General features: G+C 67.4%; 16 protein-coding genes and 1 tRNA gene. 4 read left to right on the plus strand and 13 right to left on the minus strand.

Annotated features, from left to right (window positions below; translation table 11 throughout):
* Positions 1–55 precede the first annotated feature (55 nt).
* The 13 genes from ACK42S_RS08915 to uvrB all read right to left on the minus strand — a co-directional run bounded on the left by ACK42S_RS08915 (position 56) and on the right by uvrB (position 11223).
* Entirely contained in the window at positions 56–1210 is a 1155-nt protein-coding gene (locus ACK42S_RS08915; RefSeq protein WP_409705864.1) for an NAD(P)/FAD-dependent oxidoreductase, read from the minus strand.
* Positions 1207–2040 carry an N-formylglutamate amidohydrolase gene (locus ACK42S_RS08920; protein ID WP_409705867.1) on the minus strand — a complete coding sequence of 278 codons (834 nt, stop codon included), beginning with the start codon at positions 2038–2040 and terminating at the stop codon, positions 1207–1209. Before ACK42S_RS08920 ends, ACK42S_RS08915 begins: the two co-directional genes overlap by 4 nt.
* 114 nt (positions 2041–2154) lie before the next feature.
* Positions 2155–2229, minus strand: a tRNA-Val gene (locus ACK42S_RS08925).
* 49 nt (positions 2230–2278) lie between these two features.
* Positions 2279–2986, minus strand: a complete 708-nt coding sequence (gene dnaQ, locus ACK42S_RS08930; protein WP_409705870.1) for a DNA polymerase III subunit epsilon — start codon at positions 2984–2986, stop codon at positions 2279–2281.
* A 31-nt stretch (positions 2987–3017) separates the two neighbouring features.
* Entirely contained in the window at positions 3018–3356 is a 339-nt protein-coding gene (gene fdx / locus ACK42S_RS08935) for an ISC system 2Fe-2S type ferredoxin (protein ID WP_409705873.1), read from the minus strand.
* Between the two features lie 18 nt (positions 3357–3374).
* Positions 3375–5231, minus strand: a complete 1857-nt coding sequence (hscA, locus tag ACK42S_RS08940) for a Fe-S protein assembly chaperone HscA (protein WP_409705876.1) — start codon at positions 5229–5231, stop codon at positions 3375–3377.
* A gap of 60 nt (positions 5232–5291) precedes the next feature.
* Positions 5292–5810: a Fe-S protein assembly co-chaperone HscB gene (hscB, locus tag ACK42S_RS08945; protein WP_409705880.1), complete on the minus strand. Its 519-nt coding sequence runs from the start codon at positions 5808–5810 to the stop codon at positions 5292–5294.
* 78 nt (positions 5811–5888) lie between these two features.
* The gene (iscA, locus tag ACK42S_RS08950) at positions 5889–6212 is read right to left on the minus strand and encodes an iron-sulfur cluster assembly protein IscA (protein ID WP_409658839.1); all 324 of its coding nucleotides are present in this window, start codon (positions 6210–6212) and stop codon (positions 5889–5891) included.
* Positions 6213–6216: 4 nt separating this feature from the next.
* Positions 6217–6621 (minus strand): Fe-S cluster assembly scaffold IscU, encoded by a 405-nt coding sequence (gene iscU, locus ACK42S_RS08955; RefSeq protein WP_409705883.1) that lies wholly within the window; start codon positions 6619–6621, stop codon positions 6217–6219.
* A 30-nt stretch (positions 6622–6651) separates the two neighbouring features.
* On the minus strand, positions 6652–7872 hold the full coding sequence (locus tag ACK42S_RS08960; protein ID WP_409705886.1) for an IscS subfamily cysteine desulfurase: 1221 nt from the start codon (positions 7870–7872) through the stop codon (positions 6652–6654).
* Between the two features lie 51 nt (positions 7873–7923).
* Positions 7924–8457 carry a Fe-S cluster assembly transcriptional regulator IscR gene (iscR, locus tag ACK42S_RS08965; RefSeq protein WP_019559624.1) on the minus strand — a complete coding sequence of 178 codons (534 nt, stop codon included), beginning with the start codon at positions 8455–8457 and terminating at the stop codon, positions 7924–7926.
* 128 nt (positions 8458–8585) lie between these two features.
* A complete protein-coding gene (locus tag ACK42S_RS08970; RefSeq protein ID WP_409705889.1) occupies positions 8586–9095 on the minus strand; it encodes a low molecular weight protein-tyrosine-phosphatase in 510 nt (169 codons plus the stop codon).
* Positions 9096–9108: 13 nt separating this feature from the next.
* Complete coding sequence (uvrB, locus tag ACK42S_RS08975; protein ID WP_409705892.1) at positions 9109–11223, minus strand: excinuclease ABC subunit UvrB; 2115 nt, start codon at positions 11221–11223, stop codon at positions 9109–9111.
* Positions 11224–11331: 108 nt separating this feature from the next.
* Between uvrB and ACK42S_RS08980 the strand changes: the two genes are divergently transcribed.
* The 4 genes from ACK42S_RS08980 (at position 11332) to nth (ending at position 15399) form a co-directional block, all read left to right on the plus strand.
* Positions 11332–12531, plus strand: coding sequence for an amino acid aminotransferase (locus ACK42S_RS08980; protein ID WP_409705895.1), 1200 nt, complete (start codon positions 11332–11334; stop codon positions 12529–12531).
* Positions 12532–12766: 235 nt separating this feature from the next.
* Positions 12767–14074 (plus strand): polyhydroxyalkanoate depolymerase, encoded by a 1308-nt coding sequence (locus tag ACK42S_RS08985; RefSeq protein ID WP_409705898.1) that lies wholly within the window; start codon positions 12767–12769, stop codon positions 14072–14074.
* Positions 14071–14724, plus strand: a complete 654-nt coding sequence (gene rsxB / locus ACK42S_RS08990; RefSeq protein WP_409705901.1) for an electron transport complex subunit RsxB — start codon at positions 14071–14073, stop codon at positions 14722–14724. Before ACK42S_RS08985 ends, rsxB begins: the two co-directional genes overlap by 4 nt.
* A 27-nt stretch (positions 14725–14751) precedes the next feature.
* Positions 14752–15399, plus strand: coding sequence for an endonuclease III (nth, locus tag ACK42S_RS08995; protein WP_409705904.1), 648 nt, complete (start codon positions 14752–14754; stop codon positions 15397–15399).
* The last annotated feature ends 45 nt before the right edge of the window (positions 15400–15444 follow it).

The following is a 15444-nucleotide window of genomic DNA, read 5'->3' on the forward strand; positions in this document are numbered from 1 at the left end:
TACACCGGACTGATCTACCGCGGCCCGGGCCTGGTGCGCGAGGCGGCGCTGGCGCTCAAAAGCCGCTGAGCCGCTGCGGCATCGGCTCGCCCAGCGCCAAGGCCGCGGCGGCCTCACCGAGCGCCAGCGAGGCCGTCAGCCCAGGCGACTCGATGCCGAAGAGATTGACCAGCCCCGGCAGGCCGTGCTCGCTGGGCCCGTGCAGACAGAAATCGCGGGCCGGCCCGCCCGGCGCCTGGATCTTCGGCCGGATGCCGCTGTAGGCCGGCTGCAGGCTGCCTGCGGGCAGGTCCGGCCAGTAGCGGCGGATCTCGGCCTCGAAGGCACCGGCACGGGCCGGATCGACGCGGTAGTCGAGACGGCCCTCGGGGTCGGGCTGCACCCATTCCACGTCCGGGCCGAAACGCGCCCGGCCGCCCAGATCCAGGGTCAAGTGCACGCCCAGGCCGGCCGCCTCGGGCACGGGGTAAATCAACCGCGAAAACGGGCAGCGTCCAGACAGCGCGTAGTAGCTGCCCTTCGCAAAATAGGCCTGGGGCACCTGGGCCGCCGGCAGGCCCTCAATGTCCACCGCCAGGGCCGGGGCCCACAGTCCGGCCGCATTGATCAGCACGCGGGTGCCCAGCCGACTCACCTCCTGAGCACCGGCGTCCAGTTCGAAGCCGTCGCCGACGCGGCGCACCCGCCGCACCGGGGACGCCAGTGCCACCAGCCCTCCCGCCGCCTCGAGATCCCCCTGCAGGGCCAGCATCAGGCCGTGGCTGTCGATGATGCCGGTCGAAGGTGAGAGCACCGCCGCAGTGCAGGCCAGCGCCGGCTCGAGGGCCCGGGCTTCGTCGGCGGTCAGCCAGCGCAGATCGTGCACGCCGTTGGCCGCCGCCTGGGCCATCAGCGCCCGCAGGGTCTCGTGTTGCTCGGCCGAGGTGGCCACCACCAGCTTGCCACAGCGCCGATGGATCACGCCCCGGCGGGTGCAGTAGTCGTACAGCCAGGCCTTGCCCGTCACGCACAGCCGCGCCTTCCACGAGCCTGCGGGGTAATAGAGCCCGGCATGGATGACCTCGCTGTTGCGCGAACTCGTGCCGGTGCCGATGGCCGTCTCGGCCTCCAGCACCAGGGTCTCCAGTCCGCGCAGGGCCAAAGCCCGGGCCGCGGCCAGACCAACCACGCCTGCGCCCACCACCACCGCATCGACACGATCCACGCTCATAGCCGCCTTGGGTCCAGCGCCAGCAGTTCGCGCACCAGGTCCAGCAGCAGGAGCTTGAGCGCTCCGAACCCTTCGTGCGGCTCGAGCGTGAGCTCGTCCATGTAGAGCTGGCGGTTCACCTCGAGCTGGAGGGAGTGGCGGTGCTGCGACGGCAGACCATGGCGACGCACGATCTCCACGCCCTTGTAGGGATGGTTGATGTTGACGCTGTGTCCCTGTGCCCGGAGATAGTCGGCCATCCAGCGCGTCAGCGCAGGGCTGGCCGTGGTGCCATCGCGGTCACCGATCACGAAGTCCGGGTGCTCCATCCCGGGGAAGTCGGTGGCGTGGGACGAGGCCACGGCTGGCATGGAGTGACAGTTGAGGTGGATGCAGTAGCCGTGGCGCAGCACTGCCGCCTGGACCTGCTGGGCCAGGGCCTCGTGATACGGATGCCAGCAGCGATCGATGCGACGGCGCACCTCCTCGACGCTGAGCTTGCGGTCGTACAGCGGCACGCCATCATCGGTGAGCCGCCACACCAGGCCCTTGCCCAGACGCACCTTCGGGCCGGCCTCCACCGGGCCGGGCCACGGGCCGTCCAGGAGGGTGTCATCCAGCTCGGTCAGGTTGCGGTTGACATCGAGGTAGCTGCGCGGGAAATGGGCCTCCACCCAGCCCACCCCCAGGCCGGGGGCGAAGTCATAGAGCTTGTCGACATGGGTGTCCTCGGCACGGCGCAGGACGGCCAGGTCGCAGGCATGGCCGAAGTCGTCCGGGTACCAGGTGCCGCTGTGCGGAGAATCGAGCACCACCGGGGTGGTGCCGGGTCGGCTGGTGACGTAACGCATGTCCCGATTGTGGCCCGGCCGCACCGCCGATGGGGCTGTGGCAACTACGCGGTCGCTCCGATCGAGGCCCCAAAAAGACCCAGGGCCCGGCACGTGGCCAGGCCCTGGAAGGTTTGGTGGGTGGTGCAGGGTTCGAACCTGCGACCCCTGCCGTGTGAAGGCAGTGCTCTACCGCTGAGCTAACCACCCGGTGATCCGGTATGGGAGGCTGCAGTGCAGTTCTCCCGAAAGACCGAGATTATGCCATAAGTTTTCGCCAGAGTGTCTTGCCTTTGGAAGATTTGTCGAGTTCTTCCAGCACTTGCTCGTGCGCCGCCGCTTCGGCCTCAGTGGCGGCCAGCACCGGCAGCGTGAACTGGCGCAGGTCGATGCGAGCGACCTCCACGTGCGCCGTCCCGCCTTCGTCGGCGTCGATGACCAAGGACTCCTGGCCGCGTGTCATCTGGATATAGACCTCGGCCAGCAGGCCCGCGTCCAGCAGCGCCCCGTGCAGGCTGCGGTTGGAGTTGTCCACCTCCAGCCTGCGGCACAGCGCGTCCAGCGAATTGGACTTGCCCGGATACATCTCGCGCGCCATCAGCAGCGTGTCGGTCACCGTCAGGCGGTGCTCGATGAAGCGCGGCCGGCCCAGGCGCCGCAGCTCGGCATCCATGAAGCCGAGGTCGAAGCTGGCGTTGTGGATCAGCACCTCGGCGCCCTCGAGGTAGGCCATCAGCTCGTCCACGATGGCGGCGAAGACCGGCTTGTCGGCCAGGAATTCGTCGGTCAGGCCGTGGATCTTGACCGCATCCTCGTGATTGGCCCGCTCGGGGTTGATGTAGAAGTGCTTGTTGTTCCCGGTGGGGCGCCGGTTCACGAACTCCACACAGCCGATCTCGATGATGCGGTCGCCCGCCTCGGGGTTCAGGCCGGTGGTCTCGGTGTCGAAGAAGATCTGGCGGGTCATGCCGCGATTATCCCGGTTCGACCCGGCCGGTTCAGTGCTTTTCCTTGGCGTGGTTGATCGAGTACTTCGGGATCTCGATGGTCACGTCCTTCTGTGCCAGGATGGCCTGGCACGACAGACGCGACTGCGGCTCCAGTCCCCAGGCGCGGTCGAGCATGTCCTCCTCGTTCTCGTCGGGCTCGTTGAGCGACTCGTAGCCCTCGCGCACGATCACGTGGCAGGTCGTGCAGGCGCAACTCATCTCGCAGGCGTGTTCGATCTCGATGTCGTGGTCGAGCAATGCCTCGCAGATCGAGGTGCCGGCAGGCGCCTCGATCTCGGCACCTTCGGGGCAGTACTCGCTGTGCGGCAGGATCTTGATGACGGGCATGGGGTTCTCGCGGGGACTTCAGATCTCGTCGAGCCGGCGGCCCGACAGCGCATCGCGGATGCTGCGGTTCATGCGCTCGGCGGCGAAGGCCTCGGTGCCTTCGGCCAGCGCCTGGGCGGCCGCCTCGATCGCATGGTGATCGTCGCCGGCGGCCACGTCGCGCAGACGCTGCATCAGGGCGTCGATGGCCTGCCGCTCGGCCTGCGACAGCAAGTCGCCGTCCTTGTTCAGCGCCGACTGCGTGGCCAGCAGCAGGCGTTCGGCTTCGACGCGGGCTTCGCGCAGCGCCCGGTCCTTCATGTCGGCCTCGGCCGTGGCAAAGCCTTCCTGGAGCATGCGGGCGATCTGCTCGTCGCTCAGCCCATAGCTGGGCTTGACGCTGACGGTCGCCTCCACGCCCGAGGTTTCCTCGCGGGCCGACACCTGCAGCAACCCGTCGGCATCCACCGCAAAGCTCACGCGGATGCGCGCCGCGCCGGCGGCCATCGGCGGGATGCCGCGCAGCTCGAAGCGCGCCAGCGAGCGACAGTGCTCGACCTGCTCGCGCTCGCCCTGCACCACGTGGATGGCCATGGCGGTCTGGCCGTCCTTGAAGGTGGTGAAGTCCTGGGCCCGCGCGGTGGGGATGGTGCTGTTGCGCGGGATGATGCGCTCCACCAGCCCGCCCATGGTCTCCAGCCCGAGCGACAGCGGGATCACGTCGAGCAGCAACAGCTCCTGCGCACCCGCATTGCCGGCCAGCGCATGCGCCTGGATGGCCGCCCCCAGCGCCACCACCTCGTCGGGATTGAGGTTGACGAGCGGGTCGCGGCCGAAGCAGGCCCCCACGGCCTGACGCACCAGGGGCATGCGGGTGGAGCCTCCCACCATCACCACGCCGTGCACGTCCTCGACCCGGGCCTTGGCATCACGCAGCACCTTGCGCACCGTGGCGAGCGTGCGCTCCACCAGCGGGCGGGCCAGCGCCTCGAGCTGCTCGCGCGTGACGGCCAGCTCCAGGTCGCGCTCTCCCACCGGGCATTGCATCACCGTGCGTTCCACCGAGGACAGGGCTTCCTTGGCCCGGCGCGCAGCCACCAGCACCGCGCGCTTGTCCTGCGCCGATCGCGCCAGCAGCCCCGCCTGGGCCAGTGCCCAGTCGGCCAAGGCGTGGTCGATGTCGTCCCCGCCCAGCGCGGTATCGCCGGCGGTGGCCACGACCTCGAACACCCCCTTGGACAGGCGCAGCAGCGAGATGTCGAAGGTGCCGCCGCCCAGGTCGTAGACGGCATACAGTCCCTCGGAGCCATGCTCCAGCCCGTAGGCAATGGCCGCCGCCGTCGGCTCGTTGATCAGGCGCAGCACGTTCAGGCCGGCCAGCCGGGCCGCGTCCTTCGTGGCCTGGCGCTGGGCATCATCGAAATAGGCCGGCACGGTGATGACCGCACCGAAGACCTCGTCGTCGAAGCTGTCCTCGGCGCGCTGGCGCAGTGTGGCCAGGATCTCGGCAGACACCTCCACCGGGGACTTTTCGCCCTCGCGGGTGGCGATCGCCACCATGCCCGGCCGGTCGATGAGGTGGTAGGGCAGCTTCTCGCGGCCCTCGATATCGGCCAGGCGCCGGCCCATGAAGCGCTTGACCGAGACGATGGTGTTCTCAGGGTCCTGGCCCTGCGCCGCTAGCGCCTCGTGGCCGATCGCGCGCCGCCCCTGCCCCAGATAGCGCACGGCCGAGGGCAGGATCACACGGCCCTGGGCATCGGGCAGGCACTCGGGCACGCCATGGCGCACCGCGGCCACGAGCGAATGGGTGGTGCCCAGGTCGATGCCCACCGCCAAACGCCGCTGATGCGGGTCGGGCGACAGGCCGGGTTCGGAGATCTGCAGGAGTGCCATGAAAAAGCGTGGTGTCGGAATAGGGCCCCGGGGCGAGGCTGCGCCAGGAGCCAGCAGCGCCTATTGTCCCAGGCCGTCGAGGCGGCGCTCGACCTCCTCGGCAAAGCGCTCGATGAACATGAGGGCTCTGACCTGGTCTGCCGCCGCCTGGGCATCGCCCTGCTCGTCCAGCAGGGCCTGCAGTGCAGCAAGCCGGTGGGCACGCTCGGCCTGCACCTCCTCGGCCAAGGCCCGCAGCGCGGCCTCGTCGGCAGCCTCGTCCAGCGTCTCACGCCAGGCCATCTGCTGCATCAGGAAGTCGTGCGGCATGGCCGTGTTGCTGTGCGCCCCGATCGAGGCGCCGCGCAGTTCGCACAGGTAGGCCGCGCGGCGCAGCGGGTCCTTCAGGCGGTGGTAGGCCTCGTTGACCCGCACGGCCCATTGCATCGCCGCGCGCTGAGCGGCAGCCCCCTCGGCGGCGAAACGGTCGGGATGCACACGGGCCTGGAGGGACTTCCAGCGCGCCTCCAGTTCTGCCCGGTCCAGCGCCTGGCGCGCAGGCAGCCCGAAGAGCTCGAAGTCGTTGGCCTGGAGATTCATGGTCGAAGGGCCGCAGGACACGCTGCATCCCGGGCGGGCCGCGGCCCGCCCGGCAAGCGCGATGGAATCAGGCGCCGCTCAGATGCGGAAGGACTCTCCGCAGCCGCAGCGGTCCTTCTCGTTGGGATTGTTGAATTTGAAGCCCTCGTTCAGCCCCTCGCGCACGAAATCGAGCTGGGTGCCTTCCAGGTAGGGCAGGCTCTTCGGATCCACCAGGATCTTGACGCCATGGCCCTCGAAGACGTGGTCCTCGGGGGCCACCTCGTCGGCGTACTCGAGCTTGTAGGCCAGCCCCGAGCAGCCGGTGGTCTTCACGCCCAGGCGCACGCCCACCCCCTTGCCGCGACGGCTCAGGTAGCGGGCCACGTGGCGGGCTGCCGCCTCGGTCAGGGTCACGGCCATGGTGTCAGTGGGTCTGCGCCGCGGCCGCCCCGGCCTTGGCCTTGTAGTCGTTCACCGCCGCCTTGATGGCATCTTCGGCCAGGATCGAGCAATGGATCTTCACCGGGGGCAGTGCGAGTTCCTCGGCGATCTGGGTGTTCTTGAGGTTCATGGCCTCGTCCAGGGTCTTGCCCTTGACCCATTCGGTAACCAGCGAGCTCGAGGCGATCGCCGAGCCGCAGCCATAGGTCTTGAAGCGGGCATCCTCGATCACGCCGGTGGCCGGATTGACCTTGATCTGCAGCTTCATCACGTCACCGCAGGCCGGGGCGCCCACCATGCCGGTGCCCACGTTGGAATCACCCTTGTCGAAGGAACCGACATTGCGCGGGTTCTCGTAATGGTCGATGACTTTGTCGCTGTATGCCATGGTCGCTCTCCAACTACTGCTCTGACTGTGTCAATGGGCGGTCCACTGGATCGTGCTGAGATCCACGCCGTCCTGGTACATCTCCCACAGCGGGGACAATTCTCGCAGCTTGGCCACACGGTCCTTGAGCGTGGCCACCGCGTAGTCGATCTCTTCCTCGGTGGTGAAACGGCCGATGGTGATGCGCAGGCTCGAATGCGCCAGTTCGTCGCTGCGGCCCAGCGCACGCAGCACATAGCTGGGCTCCAGGCTGGCCGAGGTGCAGGCCGAACCCGAGGACACCGCGATGCCCTTGATCCCCATGATCAACGATTCGCCCTCGACGAAGTTGAACGAGGCGTTCACGTTGTGCGGGACGCGCTTTTCGAGATGGCCGTTGATGAAGACCTGCTCGATGTCCTGAAGGCCCTTGAGCAGGCGCTGCTGCAGCATGCGGATGCGCTCGATCTCGGTGCCCATCTCTGCCTTGGCGATGCGATAGGCCTCGCCCATGCCGACGATCTGGTGCGTGGGCAAGGTGCCCGAACGCATGCCGCGCTCGTGGCCGCCACCGTGCATCTGGGCCTCCAGGCGCACCCGCGGCTTGCGTCGCACGTAGAGCGCACCGATGCCCTTGGGGCCGTAGGTCTTGTGCGAAGCCAGGCTCATCAAGTCCACCGGCAACGTGGACAGATCGATCTCGACCTTGCCGGTGGCCTGGGCCGCATCGACGTGGAAGACGATGCCACGTTCGCGGCACATCGCGCCAATGGTCGGAATGTCCTGGATCACGCCGATCTCGTTGTTCACGAACATCACCGAGACCAAGATGGTGTCGGGGCGTAGCGCGTCCTTGAAGCGGTCCAGGTCGAGCAGGCCGTCTTCCTGCACGTCGAGGTAGGTCACCTCGAAGCCCTGGCGTTCGAGTTCGCGCATGGTGTCGAGCACGGCCTTGTGTTCGGTCTTGACCGTCACCAGGTGCTTGCCCTTGCCCTTGTAGAAGTGGGCCGCGCCTTTGAGCGCGAGGTTGTTCGACTCGGTGGCCCCGGAGGTCCAGACGATCTCGCGCGGATCAGCGCCGATCAGCTCGGCCACCTGGGCGCGGGCCTTCTCGACGGCTTCTTCTGCCTCCCAGCCCCAGGCATGGCTGCGCGAGGCCGGGTTGCCGAAATGCTCACGCAGCCAGGGGATCATCGCGTCCACCACGCGCGGGTCCACCGGCGTCGTGGCGCCGTAGTCCATGTAGATCGGGAAATGCGGGGTCATGTCCATGTCGGCTTGCAAGGCGGGGCCGCAAAGCCCCTGCTGGCGTGGGTGCGGGGCTTACTTCGAAAAGGCGTTGCCCAGGGCAAACACCGAATTGGGGGCGTTGACCTTGATCGGCTTGACGACCGGCTGGCTGGAGATGGCCCGCTTGACCGGCTGCTCCTCGATCGACACACCGCGGGCGAGCTGATCTTCGACCAGTTTGCGCAGGGTGATGGAGTCGAGGTATTCGATCATCTTCGCATTCAGGCTGGCCCACAGGTCGTGGGTCATGCAGCGGCCCTGGTCCTCGCCCATGCAGTTTTCCTTGCCACCGCAACCGGTGGCGTCGATCGGCTCGTCCACCGCGACGATGATGTCGGCAACGGTGATGTCCTCGGCCTTGCGACCCAGCGAGTAGCCGCCGCCCGGGCCTCGGGTGCTCTCGACCAATTCGTGGCGGCGCAGCTTGCCAAACAGTTGCTCCAAATACGACAAGGAGATTTGCTGGCGCTGGCTGATGGCGGCCAGGGCCACCGGGCCCTGATGCTCTCGCAGCGCGAGATCGATCATGGCGGTGACGGCAAAGCGGCCTTTGGTGGTAAGACGCATGTCGAACTCCTTGTGCTTTCACCCAGGGGGGCGAAACGGTTGAACCCAAACAAGGCTTTTCGGTCCGGGTTAACCCTCGGTTGAATCCGAGTGATTTACTCGATTATGCCTGAAGCCTAGTTTTTTGGTCAAGTTTGGGTCCGGAAGTTCCCCAGGTTCGATGTCAGCCGCGCGTGCAGATGCGCCACCAACCCTTGAGCCGCGGCCTCCAGGCAATCGAGCACCAGCTCGAAGCCGGCCGGCCCGCCGTAATAGGGGTCAGGCACCTCCTCGCGCCGCGGCGCAGGGGCAAATTCCATCATCAGCCGCAGCCGGTGGCGTTCGGATGGCGGACACGCCTCGTGCAGCCAGCGCAAATGGCCCCGGTCCATGGCCAAAATCAGATCGAAATGCTGGAAGTCCGCCGCGTGCACCTGGCGCGCCCGCAGGCGACTGAGATCGTAGCCTCGGCGCGCCGCATGGGCTTGTGATCGTTGGTCGGGCGGGCTGCCGACATGGTAGCCATGGGTGCCCGCCGAGTCGAGATGCACCTGATCGGCCAGCCCGGCGCTTTCGAGTCGATGGCGCACCACCGCCTCGGCAGTGGGGGAGCGACAGATGTTGCCGGTGCACACGAAGAGCACGCTCACGCTGGGCATGGGCGTCCTCCGTTCACGACCGCAGCGGCACGATGGGATCGCCCACGGCAGCGCCGAAGGCCTGCTCCTTGAGCACGGCGAGCTGGTCGCGCACGCGGGCGGCTTTCTCGAATTCGAGATTGCGAGCATGTTCGAGCATCTGCCGTTCCAGTTGCTTGATGCGCTTGCCCAGATCTTTCTCGGACAGGGTCTCGACTTCGGCAACGGCCTGGGCGGCCTTGAGGTCGTCCTTGCCGGACTTGTCGGAGTAGACGCCGTCGATCAACTCCTTGACCTGTTTGACCACGCTGCGCGGCGTGATGCCCTGGGCCTGGTTGTGAGCGAGCTGCTTGGCGCGGCGTCGCTCGGTCTCGTCGATGGCCCGCCTCATCGAGTCGGTGATCTGGTCGGCATAGAGGATGGCCTTGCCATTGAGGTTGCGCGCGGCCCGGCCGATGGTCTGGATCAGCGAGCGCTCCGAGCGCAGGAAGCCCTCCTTGTCTGCGTCGAGGATGGCCACCAGAGACACCTCGGGGATGTCCAGGCCCTCGCGCAGCAGGTTGATGCCCACCAGCACGTCGAAGCTGCCCAGGCGCAGGTCGCGGATGATCTCCACGCGCTCGACGGTATCGACGTCGGAGTGCAGGTAGCGCACCTTGACGCCGTTGTCGGCCAGGTAGTCGGTGAGCTGCTCGGCCATGCGCTTGGTGAGGGTGGTGATGAGCACGCGCTCGCCGGATTGCACCCGCAGGCGGATCTCGCCCAGCACATCGTCCACCTGGTGGGTGGCCGGGCGCACCTCGACCACCGGGTCGATGAGGCCGGTAGGACGCACGACCTGCTCGACCACCTGGCCCGAGGTGCGCTGCTCGTAGTCGGCCGGGGTGGCCGACACGAAGATGACCTGGCGCATCTTGGTCTCGAATTCCTCGAACTTCAGCGGCCGGTTGTCCAGCGCCGAGGGCAGGCGAAAGCCATATTCGACCAGCGTGGTCTTGCGCGAGCGGTCACCGTTGTACATGCCACCGAGCTGGCCGATGAGGACGTGGCTCTCGTCGAGGAACATCAGCGCATCGGGCGGCAGGTAGTCCACCAGCGTGGGCGGGGGCTCGCCCGGCCGCGCCCCCGAGAGATGGCGGGTGTAGTTCTCGATGCCCTTGCAGTGGCCCACCTCCTGGAGCATCTCCAGGTCAAAGCGGGTGCGCTGCTCCAGGCGCTGAGCCTCGACCAGCTTGCCGGCCTTCACCAGTTCGTCCAGGCGCTGGCGCAGCTCCTCCTTGATGGTCTCGATGGCCGCGAGCACACGCTCGCGCGGCGTGACGTAATGGCTGCTCGGGTAAACCGTGAAGCGCGGGATCTTCTGGCGGATGCGGCCGGTCAGCGGGTCGAAGAGCTGCAGCGACTCGACCTCGTCGTCAAAGAGCTCGATGCGCAGGGCCAGCTCGGAGTGTTCGGCCGGAAAGACGTCGATGGTGTCGCCGCGCACGCGGAAGGTGCCGCGCGAGAACTCGGTCTCGTTGCGCTGGTACTGCATGCGCACGAGCTGAGCGATCACATCGCGCTGGCCCATCTTGTCGCGCACGCGCAGCGTCATCACCATCTGGTGGTAGTCGCTGGGGTTGCCGATGCCGTAGATGGCCGAGACGGTGGCCACGATCACCACGTCGCGGCGCTCCAGCAGGCTCTTGGTGGCCGACAGGCGCATCTGCTCGATGTGCTCGTTGATCGAGCTGTCCTTCTCGATGAAGAGGTCGCGCTGCGGGACATAGGCCTCGGGCTGATAGTAGTCGTAGTAGCTGACGAAGTACTCCACCGCATTGCGTGGGAAGAACTCGCGGAACTCGCTGTACAGCTGCGCCGCGAGCGTCTTGTTGGGCGCGAACACGATGGCCGGGCGGCCCAGGCGGGCGATCACGTTGGCCATGGTGTAGGTCTTGCCCGAGCCGGTCACGCCCAGCAGGGTCTGGAAGCTCAGACCGTCGCGCACCCCCTCGACCAGGGCCTCGATGGCCGCAGGCTGGTCGCCCGCCGGCGGGTAGGGCTGGTAGAGCTGGAAGGGGGAGTCCGGGAAGCGGACGAAGCGGGACTCGTCGGGGCTGTCCACGGCCGCGACGGCCGGGGCGTTGTGGGCAAGGCTCACGTCGTTCATGGGGGCTTGGCGACCTTAAAATACGGGTTTTCCCGTCTGCTGGGCGTCAGGGCCCAATCGCAAAGCGTAGCCCAGATCCGCATTTCACTCCACTGACAAGGACAGCCCATGTCTTCCCTTTTTGCCACCGTCGAGATGGCGCCCCGCGACCCCATCCTGGGGCTGAACGAGCAATTCAACGCCGATCCGAACCCCGCCAAAGTGAACCTGGGCGTGGGCGTCTACTACGACGACAACGGCAAGCTGCCGCTGCTGCAGTGTGTGGCCGCCGCGGAAAAGCAGATGCTGGAAGCCCCCAAGGCCCGCGGCTACCTGCCCATCGACGGCATTGCCGCCTATGACAAGGCCGTGCAGGACCTGGTCTTCGGCGCCGACAGTGCCGCCGTGAAGGCCGCTCGCATCGCCACCGTGCAAGGCCTGGGCGGCACCGGCGGGCTGAAGATCGGGGCCGACTTCCTGAAGAAGCTCAACCCGAAGGCCCGGGTGCTGATCAGCGACCCGAGCTGGGAGAACCACCGCGCGCTCTTCGAGAGCGCCGGCTTCGAGGTCGGCACCTACCCCTATTACGATGCGGCACGCCGCGGCGTGAACTTCGACGGCATGCTCGCCGCGCTGGAAGGGGCCCCGGCGGGCACCATCGTCGTGCTGCATGCCTGCTGCCACAACCCCACCGGCTACGACCTCACGCCGGCCCAATGGACCGAGGTGATCGCTGCCGTGAAAGCGGCTGGCCTGGTGCCCTTCCTGGACATGGCCTACCAGGGCTTCGGCGACGGCATCGCCGAGGACGGCGCGGTGATCGGCCAGTTCATGGCGGCCGGGCTCGACTTCTTCGTCTCCACCTCGTTCTCCAAGAGCTTCTCGCTGTATGGCGAGCGGGTGGGCGCCTTGAGCGTGGTGTGCGAAAGCAAGGAAGAAGCCGACCGGGTGCTCAGCCAGCTCAAGCGCGTGATCCGAACCAACTATTCCAACCCGCCCACCCATGGCGCCCAGGTGGTGACCACGGTGCTGACCACCCCGGCCCTGCGCCAGCTCTGGGAAGAGGAGCTGGCCGGCATGCGCCAGCGCATCCAGGCCATGCGCACCGCCCTGGTCGAACGCCTGAAGGCGGCCGGCGTCACACAAGACATGAGCTTCATCACCCAGCAGCGCGGCATGTTCAGCTACTCGGGCCTGAGCCAGGCCCAGATGCAGCGCCTGCGCAGCGAGTTCGGCGTCTACGGCGTCGACTCGGGCCGCATCTGCGTGGCCGCGCTCAACAGCAAGAACATCGACCACGTGGCGGGCGCCATCGCGAAGGTGCTCTGAACGAGCCCCCCCCCCCCCGGGGGGGCTCCGGCGCGGAGTCGGTGCCCATCATGTCGCCCAGGCGACATCTCGGTGCGATATGCGCCGAAATGGCGCATTTTCACCGTCTTTCTGCGCGTTTGCCCCAGGCCCGGCTTCACACAGGATCGTCCTGTCGCGCCTAGAATGATGCAGTGCAGCAACCCACACTGCACGATCCAGGCCACCCGCCAACATCCTGACCGAAGAGGGCCGCATGCTGTACCAGATCTACGAGACCCAACGGGCTCTGCTCAGTCCCTTTTCCGAGTTCGCCAGCGCCGCTGCCAAGCTCTACAGCCATCCGCTGTCACCCTTTGCCCATGTGCCCCTGTCCGACCGTGTCGCCGCCGGTCTGGACCTGATGCACCGGCTGTCCAAGGAATACGAGAAACCCGAGTTCGGGATCCACACCGTCCAGGTCGACGGGGTGGACGTGGCGGTGCAGGAACAGGTGCCGCTGGCCAAGCCTTTTTGCCGGCTGATCCGCTTCAAGCGCTTCACCGACGAAGGCGCGCTGCTGGAGAAGATGAAGAAGCAGCCGGTGGTGCTGGTGGTGGCGCCGCTGTCGGGCCACCACGCCACACTGCTGCGCGACACGGTGCGCACGCTGCTGCAGGACCACAAGGTCTACATCACCGACTGGATCGATGCGCGCATGGTGCCGGTGGAGGCCGGCCCCTTTCACCTCGATGACTACGTCGAATACATCGAGGAGTTCATCCGCTTCATCGGGCCGGACGTGCACGTGATCTCGGTGTGCCAGCCCACGGTGCCGGTGTTCGCGGCGATCTCGCTGATGGCCAGCCGCGGCGAGCGCACGCCGCGCTCGATGACGATGATGGGCGGGCCCATCGACGCGCGGCGCTCGCCCACCGCAGTGAACAACCTGGCGATGAACAAGAGCTACGAGTGGTTCGAGCACAACGTGATCTACCGCGTGCCGCCGAACTACCCCGGTGCCGGCCGCCGTGTCTACCCCGGCTTCCTGCAGCACACCGGCTTCGTCGCGATGAACCCCGACCGCCACCTGCGCTCGCACTACGACTACTTCATGGACCTGATCCGCGGCGACGATGAAAGCGCCGAGGCGCACCGGGCCTTCTATGACGAATACAACGCCGTGCTGGACATGCCGGCCGAGTACTACCTCGACACGATCAAGACGGTGTTCCAGGACTTCGCGCTGGTCAACGGCACCTGGCGTGTGCGCGGCGAACTGGTGCGCCCGCAGGACATCCGCACCACGGCACTGCTGACCATCGAGGGCGAACTGGACGACATTTCCGGCGCGGGTCAAACCCAAGCCGCGCACGAGCTGTGCACGGGCATTCCGAAGGACGAACAGCCGCACTTCACGGTGCCCGGCGCTGGTCATTACGGCATCTTCTCGGGAAAGCGCTGGCGCCAGCTCGTCTATCCGGTGGTGCGCGATTTCATCGCCAAACACGAGCACAACCCCCTGGAGGCCCCGCCGGCTGCAACGCGCACCAGCGCACGCCGCAAGACCCCCGCTGCCACGTGAACACGGTCCACGCCGACGACATCGATGCCCTGCTGCCGCAGACGCAATGCACGCGCTGCGGCTACCCGGACTGCGCCGGCTATGCACGTGCGATCGCGGCCGGCGAGGCCGACATCAACCAGTGTCCGCCCGGCGGGGCCGAGGGCATCGTGCGCCTGGCCGCCCTGACCGGCCGGCCGGTGCAACCGCTGTCAGCGGCCCACGGCCTCGAAGGTCCGCGCATGCTGGCCGTCATCGATGAGGACTGGTGTATCGGCTGCACGCTGTGCATCAAGGCCTGCCCGGTGGACTGCATCGTCGGCACGAACAAGCAGATGCACACGGTGATCGACGAGCTGTGCACGGGCTGCGAGCTGTGCGTGCCGGCCTGTCCGGTCGATTGCATCTCGCTCACCCCGGTGACGACCGCCACCGGCTGGGCAGCCTGGAGCGAGGCCCAGGCCCAGGAAGCCCGCCACCGCTACGCCTGGCACCAGGAACGGCGGGCCCGGGAGGCTCGCGAGCACGAGGACCGGCTGGAGGCCAAGGCCCGGCACAAGCTCGAGCATCTGGAGACCCAGACCCGGCTCACCGACCCGGCGCAGATCGAACGCAAGCGTGCGGTGATCGAAGCCGCCCTGGCCAAGGCCCGGCAGCGGCGCAGCGGCTGAACGGCCGCGCAGGCACAATCGCGGCCCATGACGCCGCAAGACATCGACGCCTTCTTCGCCACCCTTCAGGCCGCCAACCCGCAGCCCAACACCGAGCTGGAATACACCAGTGTGTTCGAGCTGCTGGTGGCCGTGCTGCTGTCGGCCCAGGCCACCGACGTGGGCGTGAACAAGGCCACGCGCAAGCTCTTTGCCGTGGCCCACACACCGCAGCAGATCCTGGCCCTGGGCTATGACGGCCTGTGCGGCTACATCAAGACCATCGGGCTGTACCGCAACAAGGCCAAGCACCTGCTGGAGACCTGCCGACTCCTCGTCGAGCGCCACGGGGGCGAAGTGCCGCGCACGCGCGAGGCGCTCGAGGCCCTGCCCGGCGTGGGCCGCAAGACCGCCAACGTCGTGCTCAACGTCGCCTTCGGCGAGCCGACGATGGCGGTGGACACGCACATCTTCCGCGTGAGCAACCGCACCGGTCTGGCGCCGGGCAAGACGCCGCTGGCGGTGGAGAAAAAGCTGCTGGAACGCGTGCCGCCACGCTACCTCGTGGATGCCCACCACTGGCTGATCCTGCACGGGCGCTATGTGTGCCTGGCGCGCCGGCCGCGCTGCTGGCAGTGCCAGGTGGCGCGCTACTGCGAGTTCTCACCCAAGACGCCGGCACCCGCGGCACGCTGAACGAGCTCCAGCGCCTGACCATGCGCCGGTGCGGCCGGCCACAGC

This window comes from Caldimonas sp., assembly GCF_046289365.1.
Classification (GTDB): Bacteria; Pseudomonadota; Gammaproteobacteria; order Burkholderiales; family Burkholderiaceae_C; genus Caldimonas.

Coding starts and splice junctions, on each gene's coding strand:
- ACK42S_RS08980 (WP_409705895.1), top strand. CDS start 11,332: ATGTCTTCCCTTTTTGCCACCGTCGAGATGGCGCCCCGCGACCCCATC.
- iscA (WP_409658839.1), bottom strand. CDS start 6,212: ATGGCCGTGACCCTGACCGAGGCGGCAGCCCGCCACGTGGCCCGCTAC.
- fdx (WP_409705873.1), bottom strand. CDS start 3,356: ATGCCCGTCATCAAGATCCTGCCGCACAGCGAGTACTGCCCCGAAGGT.
- nth (WP_409705904.1), top strand. CDS start 14,752: ATGACGCCGCAAGACATCGACGCCTTCTTCGCCACCCTTCAGGCCGCC.
- dnaQ (WP_409705870.1), bottom strand. CDS start 2,986: ATGACCCGCCAGATCTTCTTCGACACCGAGACCACCGGCCTGAACCCC.
- iscR (WP_019559624.1), bottom strand. CDS start 8,457: ATGCGTCTTACCACCAAAGGCCGCTTTGCCGTCACCGCCATGATCGAT.
- ACK42S_RS08970 (WP_409705889.1), bottom strand. CDS start 9,095: ATGCCCAGCGTGAGCGTGCTCTTCGTGTGCACCGGCAACATCTGTCGC.
- iscU (WP_409705883.1), bottom strand. CDS start 6,621: ATGGCATACAGCGACAAAGTCATCGACCATTACGAGAACCCGCGCAAT.
- hscB (WP_409705880.1), bottom strand. CDS start 5,810: ATGAATCTCCAGGCCAACGACTTCGAGCTCTTCGGGCTGCCTGCGCGC.
- ACK42S_RS08960 (WP_409705886.1), bottom strand. CDS start 7,872: ATGGACATGACCCCGCATTTCCCGATCTACATGGACTACGGCGCCACG.
- ACK42S_RS08985 (WP_409705898.1), top strand. CDS start 12,767: ATGCTGTACCAGATCTACGAGACCCAACGGGCTCTGCTCAGTCCCTTT.
- ACK42S_RS08915 (WP_409705864.1), bottom strand. CDS start 1,210: ATGAGCGTGGATCGTGTCGATGCGGTGGTGGTGGGCGCAGGCGTGGTT.
- ACK42S_RS08920 (WP_409705867.1), bottom strand. CDS start 2,040: ATGCGTTACGTCACCAGCCGACCCGGCACCACCCCGGTGGTGCTCGAT.
- uvrB (WP_409705892.1), bottom strand. CDS start 11,223: ATGAACGACGTGAGCCTTGCCCACAACGCCCCGGCCGTCGCGGCCGTG.
- hscA (WP_409705876.1), bottom strand. CDS start 5,231: ATGGCACTCCTGCAGATCTCCGAACCCGGCCTGTCGCCCGACCCGCAT.